General features: G+C 69.3%; 14 protein-coding genes and 1 pseudogene. 10 read left to right on the top strand and 5 right to left on the bottom strand.

All coding sequences use genetic code 11. The features are described 5' to 3' along the window. Nucleotides 1-19 precede the first annotated feature (19 nt). The 5 genes from ACWCPQ_RS17865 to ACWCPQ_RS17845 all read left to right on the top strand — a co-directional run bounded on the left by ACWCPQ_RS17865 (nt 20) and on the right by ACWCPQ_RS17845 (nt 4,276). On the top strand, nt 20-1,159 hold the full coding sequence (locus ACWCPQ_RS17865) for a DUF5925 domain-containing protein (RefSeq protein WP_449900021.1): 1,140 nt from the start codon (nt 20-22) through the stop codon (nt 1,157-1,159). A gap of 77 nt (nt 1,160-1,236) precedes the next feature. After that, entirely contained in the window at nt 1,237-1,875 is a 639-nt protein-coding gene (locus ACWCPQ_RS17860) for a hypothetical protein (protein ID WP_449900018.1), read from the top strand. Beyond that, entirely contained in the window at nt 1,806-2,759 is a 954-nt protein-coding gene (locus ACWCPQ_RS17855; RefSeq protein WP_449900016.1) for an AraC family transcriptional regulator, read from the top strand. The genes ACWCPQ_RS17860 and ACWCPQ_RS17855 overlap by 70 nt, the downstream gene beginning before the upstream one ends. A 19-nt stretch (nt 2,760-2,778) precedes the next feature. Then, nucleotides 2,779-3,210 (top strand): acyl-CoA thioesterase, encoded by a 432-nt coding sequence (locus tag ACWCPQ_RS17850; RefSeq protein WP_449900014.1) that lies wholly within the window; start codon nt 2,779-2,781, stop codon nt 3,208-3,210. A gap of 511 nt (nt 3,211-3,721) precedes the next feature. Continuing rightward, complete coding sequence (locus tag ACWCPQ_RS17845) at nt 3,722-4,276, top strand: hypothetical protein (RefSeq protein ID WP_449900012.1); 555 nt, start codon at nt 3,722-3,724, stop codon at nt 4,274-4,276. Between the two features lie 36 nt (nt 4,277-4,312). Here ACWCPQ_RS17845 and ACWCPQ_RS17840 read toward each other — a convergent pair whose 3' ends face one another. The 3 genes and pseudogenes from ACWCPQ_RS17840 to ACWCPQ_RS17830 form a co-directional block, all read right to left on the bottom strand. Next, the gene (locus ACWCPQ_RS17840) at nt 4,313-5,017 is read right to left on the bottom strand and encodes a TetR family transcriptional regulator (RefSeq protein WP_449900010.1); all 705 of its coding nucleotides are present in this window, start codon (nt 5,015-5,017) and stop codon (nt 4,313-4,315) included. Between the two features lie 169 nt (nt 5,018-5,186). Continuing rightward, nucleotides 5,187-6,032: an SDR family oxidoreductase gene (locus ACWCPQ_RS17835; RefSeq protein WP_449900008.1), complete on the bottom strand. Its 846-nt coding sequence runs from the start codon at nt 6,030-6,032 to the stop codon at nt 5,187-5,189. Nucleotides 6,033-6,183: 151 nt separating this feature from the next. Next, nucleotides 6,184-6,669, bottom strand: a pseudogene (locus ACWCPQ_RS17830) (Lrp/AsnC family transcriptional regulator); the annotation flags it as partial. Between the two features lie 144 nt (nt 6,670-6,813). Between ACWCPQ_RS17830 and pdhA the strand changes: the two are divergent. From pdhA to ACWCPQ_RS17810, 4 genes are all read left to right on the top strand, one after another. Then, entirely contained in the window at nt 6,814-7,944 is a 1,131-nt protein-coding gene (pdhA, locus tag ACWCPQ_RS17825; protein WP_449900006.1) for a pyruvate dehydrogenase (acetyl-transferring) E1 component subunit alpha, read from the top strand. Next, nucleotides 7,941-8,915 carry an alpha-ketoacid dehydrogenase subunit beta gene (locus ACWCPQ_RS17820; RefSeq protein WP_449900004.1) on the top strand — a complete coding sequence of 325 codons (975 nt, stop codon included), beginning with the start codon at nt 7,941-7,943 and terminating at the stop codon, nt 8,913-8,915. Before pdhA ends, ACWCPQ_RS17820 begins: the two co-directional genes overlap by 4 nt. Before the next feature lie 42 nt (nt 8,916-8,957). Then, on the top strand, nt 8,958-10,391 hold the full coding sequence (locus ACWCPQ_RS17815) for a dihydrolipoamide acetyltransferase family protein (protein WP_449900001.1): 1,434 nt from the start codon (nt 8,958-8,960) through the stop codon (nt 10,389-10,391). A 103-nt stretch (nt 10,392-10,494) separates the two neighbouring features. Then, nucleotides 10,495-11,319 (top strand): sulfurtransferase, encoded by an 825-nt coding sequence (locus ACWCPQ_RS17810; RefSeq protein WP_449899998.1) that lies wholly within the window; start codon nt 10,495-10,497, stop codon nt 11,317-11,319. Between the two features lie 33 nt (nt 11,320-11,352). Here the strand turns inward: ACWCPQ_RS17810 and ACWCPQ_RS17805 are convergent, their stop codons facing one another. Together ACWCPQ_RS17805 and ACWCPQ_RS17800 are read right to left on the bottom strand one after the other, a co-directional pair. Further along, the gene (locus ACWCPQ_RS17805; protein ID WP_449899996.1) at nt 11,353-12,060 is read right to left on the bottom strand and encodes an HNH endonuclease family protein; all 708 of its coding nucleotides are present in this window, start codon (nt 12,058-12,060) and stop codon (nt 11,353-11,355) included. A gap of 54 nt (nt 12,061-12,114) precedes the next feature. After that, complete coding sequence (locus ACWCPQ_RS17800) at nt 12,115-12,477, bottom strand: hypothetical protein (RefSeq protein WP_449899994.1); 363 nt, start codon at nt 12,475-12,477, stop codon at nt 12,115-12,117. Nucleotides 12,478-12,787: 310 nt separating this feature from the next. Here ACWCPQ_RS17800 and ACWCPQ_RS17795 point away from each other — a divergent pair, with 310 nt between their 5' ends. Further along, nucleotides 12,788-15,598: a DEAD/DEAH box helicase gene (locus tag ACWCPQ_RS17795; RefSeq protein WP_449899992.1), complete on the top strand. Its 2,811-nt coding sequence runs from the start codon at nt 12,788-12,790 to the stop codon at nt 15,596-15,598. Nucleotides 15,599-15,638: the final 40 nt, after the last annotated feature.

Below are 15,638 nucleotides of genomic sequence, written 5' to 3'. Positions count from 1 at the left end.
GGGTCGATGATTGTCGGCAATGCTGGAACACCACGAACCATTGCGCCTGATCGGTCCCGACACCCCCGCCGCGGATCCCGCCGAACTGCTGGCGTGGAACGCCGTACTCGATTCCTACTCCACCGCCCGCGATCTGCTGGACATGCTCACGCTGGGGTTCTTCGGCCGTGGGACACAGCCCTATTACCGGAAACGCCGGCTGGACCGGATCCGCCCGGAAGCGGAACTGCGTCCCGCCGGATCGCGGATCGCGCGTTCGGTGGTCGATTCCGATTCGCGGTCGATCCTGGTGCTCGGTGACGGCTGGACGCTGCGGGCCGACCGCTGGCCGGACCGATCTGCTCAGGTAGAGGTCACCGCGGTCAGCGACGAGCTCGCCGAACGTGTGGTGACCGAATCGGTCCGCGATGCCGAAGAACCGGTCGGTGACGAGCGGGCGACGGTCAAGATGGGCTTCTGGCACCAGGGTGAGCACGGGGCGCATCGGCGCGCGCTGGCCGTCACCACTCCGGAGTGGACGGAGATCCGGGACAACTACAGCGATCCGGTGGCCACCGCGCTGGACCGGCTCATGGCCTTGCGCCCGGACGATATCCGCGGCCGGTTGCTGCTGCTGCACGGTCCGCCCGGCACCGGTAAGACGACCGCGTTGCGAGCCCTGGCGCGCGCATGGTCGGACTGGTGCCAGGCCGATTGTGTTCTCGATCCGGAGATGCTGTTCGCCAAACCCGGTTATCTGATGCGGGCCGCCATGGGCGCCGAAGGGGAGGACGAGGAGGCCGACCGCTGGCGGCTGCTGATCCTCGAGGACTGCGACGAACTGATCCACAGTGAGGCGAAGTCCTCGTCGGGGCAGGGGCTTTCCCGGCTGCTCAATCTCACCGACGGCATGCTGGGGCAGGGTCGCGACGTCCTGGTCGCGATCAGCACGAACGAGGATCTCTCCCGGTTGCACCCCGCGGTGACCCGGCCCGGCCGTTGCCTCGCGCAGTTGGAGATCGGCCGGTTGTCCGCCGCCGAGGCGCGTCGCTGGCTGGGTGACCGGGGCGGGTCCGCGCCGGCGGCGGGCGCGACGCTCGCCGAACTGGTCGCACTGCGCGATGGAACCGGCAGCATCGCGGTCCACGACGCGGCGCCGGACACCGGGATGTATCTGTAGCACGCGCCGGCCCGCCACGGTTGTCGGTGCCTGCCGTTACCTTGTGGGCATCACCTGAGCGGCGGGAGGAGCGGACGGTGTCGATGGGGCTTGTGCAGTGTGGGGTTGCGGTGCTGGCGATCGGTACCCGATTCCTCGCGGCCGGTTGGTTCTTGATCTTCGCGATGCTGACCCTCGGTATCGTCCCGATCCTGCTCACCGGCCCGCTCGTGCTCTTCGGGTTCGTTGCGCCGGCCGAGGCGTACCCGTTACTCCTGATCGCCGATATCCTGCTCCTGACCAGCGCCCTCACTCTGCCCGACATGGGGGACAACCCGGAATATCAATTCCCCTGGATGACGCTGCGGACCGGCTGTCCGGGTCTGTCCGTGCACAGTTCGCGCGCGGACCGGCTCGTGGCGGTGGGGCGATTCGGTGGTTACGCCTATCTGATCGCGCTTCTCGCGCTGACGGTCTGGACGCTCGCCTGGGCCGGGTCGGGCCGGTCGGTGTGCGGTGGCGCCGGCCGCGACGGTCTGTTCCGCCCGCTGCTCCCGCCCGGGCTCCGCGCGGAGATCCGCCGTGCGCGGGCAGGCCCGGTACGCCTGGCCGGGTATGCCGTCGTCACGGGTATTCCCAGAGAGAGGGCGCCGCTATCGTTGGCGGAGTGGATGCATTGGCGGCACTGCTGGAGGGCCCGAGGGCGCGGGGCGCGTTCGTGTTGCGGTCGCTGCTGAGCCCGCCGTGGTCGCTACGCATCCAGGATGAATCCCCGCTGACCGTCGCGGCCGTGATCCGGGGCCATGCGTGGATCCTGGCCGAGGACGGCGGCCGCCACCGGCTCGGTGCCGGTGATGTGGCGGTGTTCCGGGGCCCGAGTCCGTATACCGTCGCCGACGACCCCGCCACCGAGCCACAGATCCTGATCAATCCCGGCCAGGTCACCACCACGGTCGACGGCGAGGTGCTCTGCGAGACGATGAGTCTCGGAGTGCGGCAGTGGGGTAACGACCCCGATGGGGAAACGGTACTGGTCACGGGTTCCTATGAGCAGGCGGGAGCGGTGAGCCGGCGTCTGCTGCGCGCGCTGCCCCGGACGCTGGTGGTGCCCCGTGGCCGTTCCGACGATCGGGTGCTGAGTCTGCTGGTGGAGGAAACGGTCAAGGACCAGCCCGCGCAGAGTGCGGTACTGGACCGGTTGCTGGACCTGCTGCTGATCGCGACCCTGCGCACCTGGTTCGCCGGAAACGAGGCCCCGCCGTGGTACCACGCCTACAGTGATCCGCTGGTCGGCAAGGCGCTGCGGCTGCTCCAGCACAATCCCGCGCACGGCTGGACGGTTGCCGACCTGGCTCGCGAGGTGGGGGTTTCGCGGGCGGCGCTGGCCAGGCGGTTCACCGAACTGGTCGGCGAACCGCCGATGTCCTTCCTCACCGAATGGCGGTTGGATCTGGCCGCCGACCTGTTACAGGGCAGCGAGGACACGGTGGAGTCCATCGCCCGCCGGGTCGGGTACGGCAGCGCTTTCGCGTTGAGCACCGCCTTCAAACGACAGTTCGGGGTGAGCCCCCGTGATCACCGGCTCGGCGCCGCGGCCGCCGCGGTGCCCGCCGCCGGCTGACCCCGGTATCGTCGGCCGGGTGACCCAGCAGTATCCGGTGCTCTGGCCGGTGCCCACCCGATGGGCCGACAACGACCACTACGGCCATGTGAACAACGTGACCTACTACGCCTACTTCGATACGGCCGTCAACGCGTGGCTCATCGACGCCACGGGCACCGATATCCGGGATCTGCCCGCCATCGGGATCGTGGCCGAGACCTCGTGCCGTTTCCACGCTTCGCTGAGTTTCCCCGACCTGCTGCGGGTGGGTCTGCGGATCGCCCGGCTCGGCCGGTCCAGCATCACCTACGACCTCGCGATCTTCCGAGAGGCCGGTAGCGAGCTGGAACTGGCGGCGACCGGGACCTTCGTGCACGTCTACGTGGATTCCGAGACACGGAAACCGGTGGAGATCCCCGAGGTGATCCGTGAGGCGGCCGCGGCGCTGGTCACCGAAACGGAAGCCTAGATCGCGGAACGCGCCGATCTACGGCCGCGCCCGGGAAGTCCCGAAGCGGGTGCGGCGGTCCCACGCCGGTTGCGCGCGGAAGTTCCGCAACCCCGGCGACGCTCCCGCGGCTCCGGCGGGCCGACCGTCGAGAACCATCGAATTCACTCATGAACAGGCGATAACCGTGTTACTGTCGGTGCCGCCGAGTGCTGATCACAGCGTCGAATTCAGCGCGGCATGGTGGCCGGGGTATCTCCTCGGTCGCACGGAAGGGCGGTACCTGTGCATGTGATCGTCGGTGCCCGCGCGGTCGTCGCGTACCGGGTCGGGCGGCCTTGCCGCTCCGGCCGCGGTGGGTGTCGGCACGGCGAGCGGCCGATCCGGCCGCCCGCACTTCCCGGGCCGGTGCGTCCGGCCCCCGGGTTCCGGTTCGCCGTGCGAGATGGATCCCGTTGCGTATCCGTGGCCTCCGCGTGTACGCGGCGCCGCGGTCGTCGGCGGTGTAGTTCGATAGAACGGAAAGTCAGTTATGGCAGTGCAATTCGCTGTTTCCGGCGATCTCGGAAGTGAAGCCGGCCGGGTGGCCGGCCATCCTGGGGGCCGGCCGATGCGCAACCGTGGTGCGGTGGTGGCGTCCACAGTGGCAGAGGTCGTGAACTCCCTGGGCGGTTGGATATTCGATCGGACCACCGCGGGTTGCGAAACCATCGTGCTGACGGCGGATCCCGGGGATACGCGAGCGCTGGAGATCCTGGGCGCGAAAGCGTCGGCTCGGGTGGATGTGCCCGCCGATGCGGAATGGGCCGATGATCTGGATGTACTGGCCGCCGCCACGGATATCTACCTGGCCGACGCGCGGGTGCGCGAAATCTTCCGGGTGCGGCGTGAGCGGACGGCGCAGCAGAGCTACCTCTGGGGCCGGGGCCCGGATATCGAGATCGGCGCGGGATTCGCCGTGGTCACACCCCATCGTGTGAGCCTGGCCGGGCAGGCTTTCAAGCGTGCGGCCCTGGACGCGGTCGGCATCGCGCACCATGGGCAGCCGGTCGCCGAGGTGCTCTGGACGGCACACGGGCAGCACTAGCCGATTTTCCGGGGTCCGGCGCCGGTTGTCCGTGGTCTAGTGGCTACGCCGGCCGCCGGCCCGGTTCGCTTCGTGTCCGTCGGCGGGGCTTCCGACACCGGGGCCGAACAGGGAGAAAAGGGAGAAATCCAGCGTCGGCGCGGCCGATCGATCGCCCGTGGCCGGTCTCTGTTCGGCCAGCCGGGTGTTGTCGCTGGTCAGCCGGTGCATCACCCGGTCCAGGGATGTCAGGATGGTGGGTACGTCGGCCGTTCCGTCGACCAGCCGGCCGACCATCGCATAGCACAGATTGATCATGACCAGCGCGATATCGGTGACGTAATCACGGTCCAGGCCGCCCAACAGGTGGGCGGCCGCGGGCAGGACCGCCTCGAATCCCTGGCGGTCCAGCCGGTGTCCGCTCGGGGTGGCGCGGGCACGGAAGAACGCCTGGGCCATCCGCGGACTCTGCTCCCAGGGCTCGAACACTCGCCGGATCAGCCGCATCAACCCGTCGGCGAGTGGTTCGGACTGCGGATGGGAGGCCAGCTCGACGTAGGAGTGGCTGGCCATCCACGCCTCCACCGCCGCCACTATCAGTTCGTCGCGGCTGCTGTGCAGGCCGTAGATGGTGGTGAGCGATACCCGGGCCTGTTTCGCGACAGTACGCAACTGCACCGCGTCGTAACCGTCGGATTCGATGATCTCGACCACGGAATCGAGAATCCGCGCTGCGGTGTCCACCTCAACGGACCCATTCACCGGGTTATGGTAACCCGGTATTTCGGGAGACCGGTGCGCATCTCTCGCCGCTCGTGGGGGTCGCGCCGCTACCTGCCTTCGACGGCGCGATCGTATCCGGTGGAGCGGCGGCGCGTGGCCGAACCCGTTGCGGGACAACGGTACCGGTCCCGCGCGCGGCCGCGTCCGGTCACTGCGGAGAGCCGGGGTTTTCCAGCGCGTGCTGGAAGCGGCGCATACCGCGGATCCAGCGGTCGTAGTCCGACCCCTTGTGCTGGAACATCGTCAGGACCTCGGGGTGCGGCAGGATCAGGAACTGTCCGCCGGCCACCCCGGCGAGTACGGTATCGGCGACCTCCTCCGGAGTGAGCACGGCGCCCGCGGACTTCACGGCGTTGATCGCCAGCCGCCCGGCTTCCTCGTTGTCCGGCGGGATCATCCCCTCGCGCAGCAGCGCGGTGTCGACGCCCATGGGGCATACACAGCTGACGCGAACGCCTTTGTCGCCGTAGGTGACCGACAGCCATTCGGCGAACCCGACCGCGGCGTGTTTGGAGACGGCGTACGGCGCCGACCCGAGCTGGGTGAGCAGCCCGGCCGCCGATGCGGTGCTCACGAACCAGCCGGTCCCGCGCGCCAGCCAGCCCGGGACCAGCAGCCGGGCGGCGCGCACATGGGCCATGGTGTTGATCTCCAGTGCCGCCGCCCACTGGGCGTCGGTGCTGTCGAGTCCGGCGCCGCCGCCGATACCGGCATTGGCGAAGTACAGGTCGACCGGACCGAAGGCGGATTCCGCGGTATCGATCAGCCGCTGGATCACCTCGGGATCGGCGGCATCGCCGGCGGCGGAGACCGCGGCCGGGCCGATCTCGCCGGCCACTCGCTGTGCGCCGGCCGGATCGAGATCGGCCACTACGACCTTCGCGCCGTGGTCGGCCAGCCGCCGGGCCAGCGCTTCGCCGATTCCGGATCCGCCGCCGGTGACGATGGCGGTCCGGCCGGAGTAGGTGTCCGATACTGTGCCTGAGAGCTCCATGCTGGCACCTTAGCCGTTCTTTGCGACATTCACCTTTATATGTCGCTTAATCGACTTCCGGGCCGGTGTCCGGCCCCCGGCCGGGTGGCGTATCCGCGGCGGTTCGACCCGTATCGGCCGGCGGGCGGGGATTGCCCGACGGCCGATACGACTCGGCCAGGCGGCGCAGTAGTGGAGCGGTCCGTGGCCCCACCGATTCCTGCATCACCAGGGCCATATTCGTGCGGACAACCCCCGGAATCTTGAGGATCTGCCCGGTGATCCGGTACAGATCGTCGGCATCGCGCGCCACCACCCGGACGGTCAGGTCGGTGGGTCCGGTCATCCCGCACACCTCGGTCACTTCCGGTATCTCGGCCAATTCATCGACCACCGCCTCCAGTCGGTGCTGGTCCACGACCACCGCGACGAAGGCGGACAGGCGGTAGCCGAGGGCGCGCGGTTCGACCCGGCGTTCGAAACTGCCCAGCACGCCGGTGGCCTCCCAGCGGGTGAGCCGCGCCTGCACGGTGTTGCGGGACAGGCCGAGCCGGGCGGCCAGTTCGACACCGGTGGCCCGGGGGTTGGCGATGAGTTCCAAGAGCAGTCGGGCGTCGGTGGCGTCGGCTACTGCTTCGGTTTTCTCCGGACTGGTCATATGACGCAGTATGACAGCATCGGTCGGTTCGAAACCGTGCATTCTGATCAGTTTCCGAATAGGCACTTGCGCATATCGCTTAATCGTGGATGCTATGTGGTACAGGCCACATCAGCGCGTGACCCGCGTGAGGAGGCGATGCAGATGCCCGGCACAACCGAGTATCCGGTGCAGTTGATCCAGCCCGACGGCGCTCGGGTGCACCACCCCGAATATCAGGCCCTGGTCGCCGATATCGGACCCGGCGAACTCCGGCAGCTCTACGAAGACCTGGTGGTCACCCGGCGGATCGACACCGAGGCCGTCGCGCTGGCCCGGCAGGGGCAGCTCGGGCTCTGGGCGCCGTACCAGGGGCAGGAAGCCGCCCAGGTGGGCTCGGCCCACGCGCTGCGTCCCGACGACTATGTCTTCGGTAGCTACCGCGAAAGTGCCGTCGCCTACTGCCGGGGGGTGCGGCCCAGTGCGATGGCCGCGATGTGGCGGGGCGTCTCGCACTCCTCGGGGGATCCGGCGATCGCCAATATGGCAAACCCGGCGATCGTCGTCGGAGCCCAGGGATTGCACGCCACCGGTTACGCCTACGCCGCCCACCTCGACGGCGCCGAGATCGCGACAGTCGCCTATTTCGGCGACGGTGCCACCAGCCAGGGCGATATCGCCGAAGCGCTGACCTTCGCCGCGAGCTGGAGCGCGCCCGTGGTGTTCTTCTGCACGAACAACCACTGGGCTATCAGCGAGCCCGTCCAGTTGCAGAGCGCCACCCCGATCGCGCGTCGCGCGATCGGATACGGAATCCCCGCGGCCCGAGTGGACGGGAACGACGTACTGGCCGTGCTGGCCGTCACCCGGCAGGCCGCGGCACGCGCCCGCAGCGGCGGTGGGCCCTCGTTCATCGAGGCTGTCACCTACCGAATGGGCCCGCATACGACCGCCGACGACCCCACCCGCTACCGCACCGCCGCCGAAACCGAGGAATGGGCCCGGCGGGATCCGATCCTGCGGATGCGACTGCTGCTGGAACGGGAAGGACTGCTCGACGACGAGTTCCGGCAGCGAGTGGACGAACGGGCCGACGAGGTGGCGCACCTGATGCGCACCGAAACCCTCACGATGGCCGACCCCGAGCCGTCGGAACTGTTCGCCCACGTCTACGCGACTCCACACCGGGGTCTGGACGAACAGCGCGCCGAGTATGCCGCGTATCTGGCCGACGACCCGGCCGCCGCACTCGCCACCGTCGCGCCGACCGCGCGCGAGGAAGGAGTCCGCTCATGATCACCACCTTCGCCGCGGCACTCAACGCAGGGCTGCGCACCGCACTGGAGGACGATCCGAAAGTGGTGCTGATGGGTGAGGACATCGGCCGGCTCGGCGGCGTCTTCCGGGTCACCGACGCGCTGCAGAAGGATTTCGGCGAGCGCCGGGTCATCGACACCCCGCTGGCCGAATCGGGCATCATCGGCACCGCCTTCGGGATGGCGCTGCGCGGCTACCGCCCGGTATGCGAGATCCAGTTCGACGGATTCGTCTATCCGGCCTTCGACCAGATCGTCTCCCAGGTCGCCAAGATCCACTACCGCACCCGGGGCGCGGTACGGGCGCCGCTGACCATCCGGATCCCGTTCGGCGGCGGTATCGGCTCGGTGGAACATCACTCCGAATCACCCGAGGCGTATTTCGCCCATACGGCCGGTCTGCGGGTGGTGGCGCCGAGCAATCCGGCCGACGCCTTCACCATGATCCGCCAAGCCATCGCGCTCGACGATCCGGTGATCTTCTTCGAACCCAAACGCCGGTACTGGGACAAGGCCGAATTCGATCCGGCGGCCGAACCGGACCTACCGCTGGACCGGGCCCGGGTGTGCGTTCGCGGTACCGATGCCACCGTGGTCGCCTACGGCGGCACCGTCGCCACCGCACTGGCCGCGGCGAAGACGGGTGCCGAGGAGGGGATCTCGCTGGAGGTGGTGGATCTGCGGAGTCTGGCACCACTGGACGTGGACACCGTGGCGGCATCGGTGGAGCGGACGGGCCGGCTGATCGTGGTCCACGAAGCCCAGCGCACCGGCGGTATCGGTGCCGAGATCGCCACCCGGATCACCGAACGGTGTTTCTACCGGCTCGAGGCGCCGGTACTGCGGGTCGCCGGGTTCGATATCCCCTACCCTCCGGCTAAGCTCGAGAAGCATCATCTGCCCGACCCGGATCGGATCCTGGAGGCGGTCGATCGAACGCTTGCCGCCTGAAGCGTGATCCCACCCTGACGCCAGCCGGAGGTGCCCGAAACCGTGGACGAAGACGCCCGCGCCGACGAAGATCGTGCCGCAGCGACCGGCGAGATCCTGGAGTTCTGTCTCCCCGATCTCGGCGAAGGGCTCACCGATGCCGAATTCCAGAACTGGACGGTGGCGGTGGGCGACGAGGTCGCGCTCAACCAGACCATCGCCGAGGTCGAAACCGCCAAAGCGGTTGTCGCACTGCCGTCTCCGTTCGCGGGCACGGTGGTGGAACTGCTCGCCGAACCCGGGGCGACCGTGGAGGTGGGCGCGCCGCTGATCCGGATCCGCACGGCCGCAGCGGAACCGAGATCCGGCGGCCGCCGCTCGGTACTCGTCGGGTACGGGCCCTCGGAGGAGCGGGTCACCCGCCGTCGTGGCCGGCAGCATCCCGGCGGCGCGACGGCGCCGCCCACCGAATCGACCGCGGGTAACGGGATGTCGTACGAGGACGGGGTCATCGTCGGCGGGTCGAACGAGTCGGTGCGGCAGCCGGTGGACCGACCCGCGGAACGCGGCGGCGAACCGGGCCGCGCGGCGGCGGAATCGCAGCGGGTCGCCGCGACGCCGGGCGCACGGAAGCTGGCCCGGGAATTGGGTATCGACCTCTGGCATGTGGCCGGGTCGGGGCCGGACGGCGCGGTCACCGTAGCGGATGTCCGTGGTGCGGTACCGGTTTCGGAGCCGGATACCCGGGAGAGCCGGCCCGGAGACGGGGCGGCAGCCGAGCCGGCCGCCGGGGCCGCCCGCGAGGAACGCACACCCATCGCGGGGGTCCGGAAGCGGACCGCCGCTGCCATGGTGCTCAGCGCGCGGACGATCCCGCAGGCCGCCACTTCGATCACCGTCGATGTCACCGCCTCGCTCGAACTCCTGGAACATCTCCGGGCCACCCGGGCGTTCGAGGGAATCACCCCCACCCCGCTTGCGCTGGTGGCGAAATCGGTGCTCGCCGCACTGGCCGAATATCCTGTCCTGAATACATTCTGGGACGAGGCGAATGCGGAGATCGTCACCCGGCACTACGTCAACCTGGGTATCGCGGTGGCCACCCCGCGCGGGCTGTTGGTGCCGAATATCAAGGAGGCGCAGACCCTGAGCCTGCGCGAACTGTGCCGGGAGATCGGGTGGCTGGCCCGGACCGCCCGGGACGGCCGGTCGGGCCCGGCCGATCTCCGTGGTGGCACGTTCACCATCTCCAATGTGGGTGTCTTCGGTGTGGAATCCGGTATGCCGCTGGTCAATCCCGGTGAGGCGGCAATTCTCTGTCTGGGTGCGGTGGTGAAACGCCCCTGGGTCTTCCGTGACGAGCTGGCGATTCGCTCGGTGGCCACACTGACCCTGAGCTTCGACCACCGGATGATCGACGGCGAAGCCGCGGCGCGTTTCCTGGCATCGGTCGCCGGGCTGCTCGAGGACCCGCTCACCCTGCTCGCCCGTATCTGATACCGCGAAATCGACCGCCGATATCCGTGTACGCATGGACTTCGCCGACTGTCCCCGCGTACGGTGACGCAATCTGTTCCAGACGCTTGGACGAGGAGCTGCGTTGAACGCGGTATTGATCTCGGCTGAAGATCTCCGGGAATCAACAGAGAAGAATCTGCGCCTGCTCGATGTGCGCTGGCAACTGGGCGATCCCGACGGACCGCAGCATTATCAGGACGGTCATATTCCCGGCGCGGTGTTCGTCGATCTCGATACCGAACTCGCCGCCCTGCCCTCACCGGCCCACGGCCGACATCCGCTGCCGAAGCCGAGCCAGTTGCAGCGATGCGCCCGCAGCTGGGGTCTGTGCACGGGCGATCCGGTGGTCGTCTACGACGCGATCGGCGGTATGTCCGCGGCCCGCGCGTGGTGGCTGCTGCGCTGGGCCGGGATCGCCGATGTCCGGATCCTGGACGGCGGGCTACCTGCCTGGATCCGAGCCGGCGGCGAGCTGGCCGCCGGTGTGGAGCCCGATCCGGCGCCGGGCGATATCGAATGCGAACCCGGCCGGTTGCCGGTGATCGACGCGGACGCCGTCGCCCGGTGGCAGGGCGTGCTGCTGGACGCGCGCGCGGCCGAGGGGTACCGCGGCGAGCAGGAGCAGTTCGATCCGCGCGCCGGGCATATACCGGGGGCGATCAGTGCGCCGACCAGCGAGAATCTCGACCCGGACGGCTACTTCCTGCCCGCCGAACTGCTGCGTGAACGGTTCGGGGAGATCGGCGCGGCCCCGGTCGCGGTGTACTGCGGATCGGGGGTCACGGCCGCACACGCGATCGCCGCGCTCGCGGTGGTGGGCGTACAGGCCGCGCTGTATCCGGGGTCCTGGTCGCAGTGGGCACATGATCCGAAACGGCCGGTCGCGACGGGTGCGCACGCCGGATGATCCGGCGGCGGCCGCCGGCTATCGCCGGCGAACTCATCCACAACCACCGGCGATGCGGCGTAGTGCCGCGTGATCGGCCGTGGTCACCGGGAGCCCGTAGCGCAGCGCGACCGTGAGGTAGCGGCCCGCGTAGTAGCAGTGGCCGGATCGAGCCGGTGGCAACCAGTCCCCGGGGGTGCTGTCGCTCTTGTCGGTATTCGCCGCATCATCGGTGGCCTGCAGGTTGTAATCGATATCGTTGGCGAAGCGGATACGCTGCGCCGCCGGCCATCGGGCCGCGCCGAGATCCCAGGCGGCGGCCAGCGGATAGATATGGTCGATCGGTATCCGCCGGGCGGTCTCCTTGCTGAATACGAGCAGGGTCCCCGTGTACGGGTCGGCGAGTGTGCCGGACTGTACGACACATCGCCCGCTGCCGGGCCGGTACCCGACGCCGGTGAGCTGGCGGGCCAGCACATTGTTGCGGGTATCGCAGCCGTCCCGGCCGCCCGGACCGTCGTGGTCGTCGGACCAGGCCGGCCCGAAGACGCAACCCTGCCCCGCGCCGCAACCGCGCTCGTATCCGCCCGGATGCGGACGGTCCGCGATCACCCGGACCGCGGCGAGCAACTCCTCGAGCTGAACCCGCCCGGGGCTCCCCGGCGCGGGCCGCTGCCCGGTGACGGCGCAGCCCGCCCCGGTGGCCAGCAGTAGAAAGGCCGCACACAGAGCGGCGAGCGCGTGAATCATCCCCCGTGTCATCACGGCTACCGGTATACCGGACCGCTCCGACAGCTTCCGGCGATGCGGGCGGATCTACAGCCAGGCGCGGGCCAGCAGTTCATCGTTGTCGACCCGGTTGCTGCGGGGCGGGAAACGAGTGGCGACCAGGGAATCGATATGCACCCCGTCGTGGCCGATCACCCAGGATCCGCCGCTGTCGGTGCATTCGGCGATCTTGGCGAAGGCCGTGAGCAGAAAGGTGACCGCCTCCTCGGGCATCGCGGTATGGGCCAGCCGCTGCGATTCCCCGGGCCGGGACAGATCCAGCCAGACCCCGCACTGCCCGTCCAGCCGCATACCGACGATCTTGTCGGCATTCACGAAGGTGAACTTGCGCCGCTCCCACGGGGTGGTCGGCGTGTAGCTCTGCTCGAGAACCTGGAGCAGGATCGTCATACTGCTGCCCTCCGCTTTTCGATGGCACCACGGTGCCGAGACGCCGCTGTGTGATGGGACCGCTGCTCGCGGGCCGGGATTCGCCGGGGGCCGCGCCCGGCCGCCGGAGGCAGCGCCATGTGCCCGGCGGGGCTGCGCTCGGCGGGTATGGATATCAGCGATGACCAGCGGATATTTCCCAGTATGTGCCGTCGCGGGGGATAAATCCAGACACAACGGTGGGTGAGCCGGTCTCGTATCGCGCCCACCGGCGGGCCCGGGTGGGGGACCCTGCCGCGGCCTGTCGCACCCGGCTGATTTGATGGGGGCCATGTTGCACGGACTGTGGTCGCCCGGTTCCGGGCTGCTGCTGTGGCGTGCCCCGCGTACCGGCGACGCGGCCGAGCCGGTACCCGGTCTGCTCGGGTCGGTGGTGGGCGAATCGAGGTTCCGGCACCGGGCCGAAGTGCTCGTGGCCGACGACGCGGGCACCCGGCGGGAGACCGTACGCGCGCACGCGCTCGCACCGGGACCCGCCGCCGCCGCCCTGCGGCAGCGGTTACCGGCCGGCGCCGTGGCCGGGGATCTGCGGTTCCTGGGGCATATCGCCCAGGGCCTCGAACGCTGGGTGCGGGCCGGGATGGTGGTCCCGGAGCTGCGACGCGAGGACGGTGAATGGTGGGCGCGCTGGACGCTGTCCGGCGGCGCGGGGCAGCGGGCCTGGCTCGCCGAACTCGCCGCCCTACTGCCCCCGGCGTTGCGGGTGGCCGGTCCGGCCGCCGACGTGCTCGAGGATATGGTCACCGAGCTCACCGACCCGATGGTCCGGGAACTGATCGCCGCGGATCCGCATCCGCATCCGCTGGTGCACGGTCTGCGGACCGATGTACCGGTGGAGACCGGGAGTCATCAGGCCGCGGAGGTGCTGCGGCAATGGCGCGATACCCGGGCCGCCGAGGAAACCGGTCTGGTCTTGCGGCTGTGCGAACCCGAAGGAGAGTTCGCCGACGCCCCGGACGCGTCCGCGCTGTGGCGGCTCGAGGTCTGCCTGCGGGCGGACGGGACGGCACCGCGGACCGTACCGGTCCCCGGTCGGACCGATGAGGTCCGGACCGGCCTGGAATGGCTGGGCCGGGCGCAGCGCGCCTATCCCCGGCTGCGCGATGTCCCCGGCGACCCGCACAGTCTCGATCTGTTGCTGCCCACCGAGGTGGTGGCCGATCTGGTCGCCCACGGGGCGCAGGCGCTGTCGGCCGCGGGTATTCCGCTGTTGCTGCCGCGGGCCTGGAACATCGCCGAGCCCAGCCTGCGGCTCCGGGTCGAGGGCGCCGCGGTACCCGCCGCCGAGAGCACGGTCGGGCTGGACGGCCTGGTCGGCTACCGCTGGGAACTCGCTCTCGGCGATACCGTGCTGTCCCCGGACGATATGCAGCGGCTCGTCACCGCCCAGTCCGATCTGGTCCGGCTGCGGGGGGAATGGGTTCAGGCCGATCACACCGCGCTCGCCGCCGCCGCGAAATTCGTGGCGATGCATCACGGCGACAACGAGATCACCCTGTCCGATCTGATCGGCGAGATCAGCGAGAACCGGGCCGGTGGGGTGCCGCTCACCGAGGTCACGGCGACCGGCTGGCCCGCCGCGCTCTTCGATCCTGAGCGCCCGGTGGATCCGGTGACCGTGCCCGGCCGGCTGAAAGCCCAGTTGCGGCCCTACCAGGAACGAGGTCTGTCCTGGCTCGCCACCATGAACCGGCTCGGCTGCGGCGCCGTCCTCGCCGACGATATGGGGCTGGGTAAGACGGTGCAGGTGCTGGCTTTGTTGCTGCACGAACGCGAGCGGGACACCGCGCCCGGCCCGACAGTGCTGGTCTGCCCGATGTCGGTGGTCGGCAACTGGCAGCGCGAAGCCGAACGGTTCACCCCGGATCTGCGGGTGCTCGTGCATCACGGCACCGGGCGGGCACAGGGGCGCGACCTGGACGCGGCGGTGGCCGGAGCCGATCTGGTGGTCACCACCTACGCGTTGCTCGCTCGCGATATCGCCGACCTGTCCCGGCAGCAGTGGGAGCGGGTGGTGCTCGACGAGGCCCAGCACATCAAGAACGCGGCGACCCGGCAGGCGCGCGCCGCCCGCGCGCTGCCCGCGCGGCATCGGCTGGCACTCACCGGCACTCCGGTGGAGAACCGCCTCGAGGAACTCCGCTCGATCTTCGATTTCGCAGTACCGCGATTGCTGGGCAGTCCGCAGAGTTTCCGCGCCCGTTTCGCGGTGCCGATCGAACGCGAGAACGACGAGAACGCGGTGGCCCGGCTGCGTACGGTGACCTCCCCGTTCCTGCTGCGCCGGGTGAAGACCGACCCCACCGTCATCAGCGACCTGCCGGACAAACTCGAGATGACGGTCCGGGCGAATCTCACCGTCGAGCAGGCGGCGCTGTATCAGGCGGTCGTGCAGGACATGCTCGAAAAACTGCGTGACGCCAAGGGAATGGCGCGCAAGGGCGCGGTGCTCGGCGCGCTCACCCGGTTGAAGCAGGTCTGCAATCATCCGGCCCATTTCCTCGGCGATTCCTCAGCGGTATTGCGGCGCGGAGCGCACCGCTCCGGCAAACTCGCGCTGGTCGAGGACGTCCTCGACGCGGTCCTGGCGGAGGGGGAGAAGGCGCTGCTTTTCACCCAGTTCCGGGAATTCGGCGAGCTCATCGCGCCTTATCTGGTCGAACGGTTCGGCAGCGAGATCCCGTTCCTGCACGGCGGTGTCACCAAGAAGCGCCGCGATACGATGGTCGCCGCGTTCCAGGAGGCCGGGGGACCGCCGATCATGCTGCTCTCGCTCAAGGCCGGCGGGACCGGACTGAACCTGACCGCCGCCAATCATGTGGTGCACCTGGACCGCTGGTGGAATCCGGCGGTGGAGAACCAGGCCACCGACCGCGCTTTCCGGATCGGGCAGCAGCGTGCCGTGCAGGTGCGCAAACTGGTCTGCGTCGACACCATCGAGGAACGGATCGACGAGATGATCACCGGGAAGAGTGAACTCGCCGATCTGGCGGTGGGGGTCGGCGAGAACTGGATCACCGAGCTGGGTGACGACGATCTGGCCCGGCTGTTCACCCTCGGCGCCGAGGCGGTGGGCGAGTAGTGGCCGATTTCGGTGAATTCGGTAGGCGCCGAGCGGTTTC

The sequence above is a fragment of the Nocardia sp. NPDC001965 genome (genome assembly GCF_053594175.1).
The sequence above is the reverse complement of the archived record's forward strand: the minus strand, read 5'-3'. Positions and strand labels throughout refer to the sequence as shown.

Excerpts from the sequence above, each read along its gene's own strand:
- ACWCPQ_RS17805 (WP_449899996.1), bottom strand. The coding sequence starts at position 12,060 with ATGACACGGGGGATGATTCACGCGCTCGCCGCTCTGTGTGCGGCCTTT.
- ACWCPQ_RS17800 (WP_449899994.1), bottom strand. The coding sequence starts at position 12,477 with ATGACGATCCTGCTCCAGGTTCTCGAGCAGAGCTACACGCCGACCACC.
- ACWCPQ_RS17835 (WP_449900008.1), bottom strand. The coding sequence starts at position 6,032 with ATGGAGCTCTCAGGCACAGTATCGGACACCTACTCCGGCCGGACCGCC.
- ACWCPQ_RS17865 (WP_449900021.1), top strand. The coding sequence starts at position 20 with ATGCTGGAACACCACGAACCATTGCGCCTGATCGGTCCCGACACCCCC.
- ACWCPQ_RS17795 (WP_449899992.1), top strand. The coding sequence starts at position 12,788 with ATGTTGCACGGACTGTGGTCGCCCGGTTCCGGGCTGCTGCTGTGGCGT.
- pdhA (WP_449900006.1), top strand. The coding sequence starts at position 6,814 with ATGCCCGGCACAACCGAGTATCCGGTGCAGTTGATCCAGCCCGACGGC.
- ACWCPQ_RS17845 (WP_449900012.1), top strand. The coding sequence starts at position 3,722 with ATGGCAGTGCAATTCGCTGTTTCCGGCGATCTCGGAAGTGAAGCCGGC.
- ACWCPQ_RS17820 (WP_449900004.1), top strand. The coding sequence starts at position 7,941 with ATGATCACCACCTTCGCCGCGGCACTCAACGCAGGGCTGCGCACCGCA.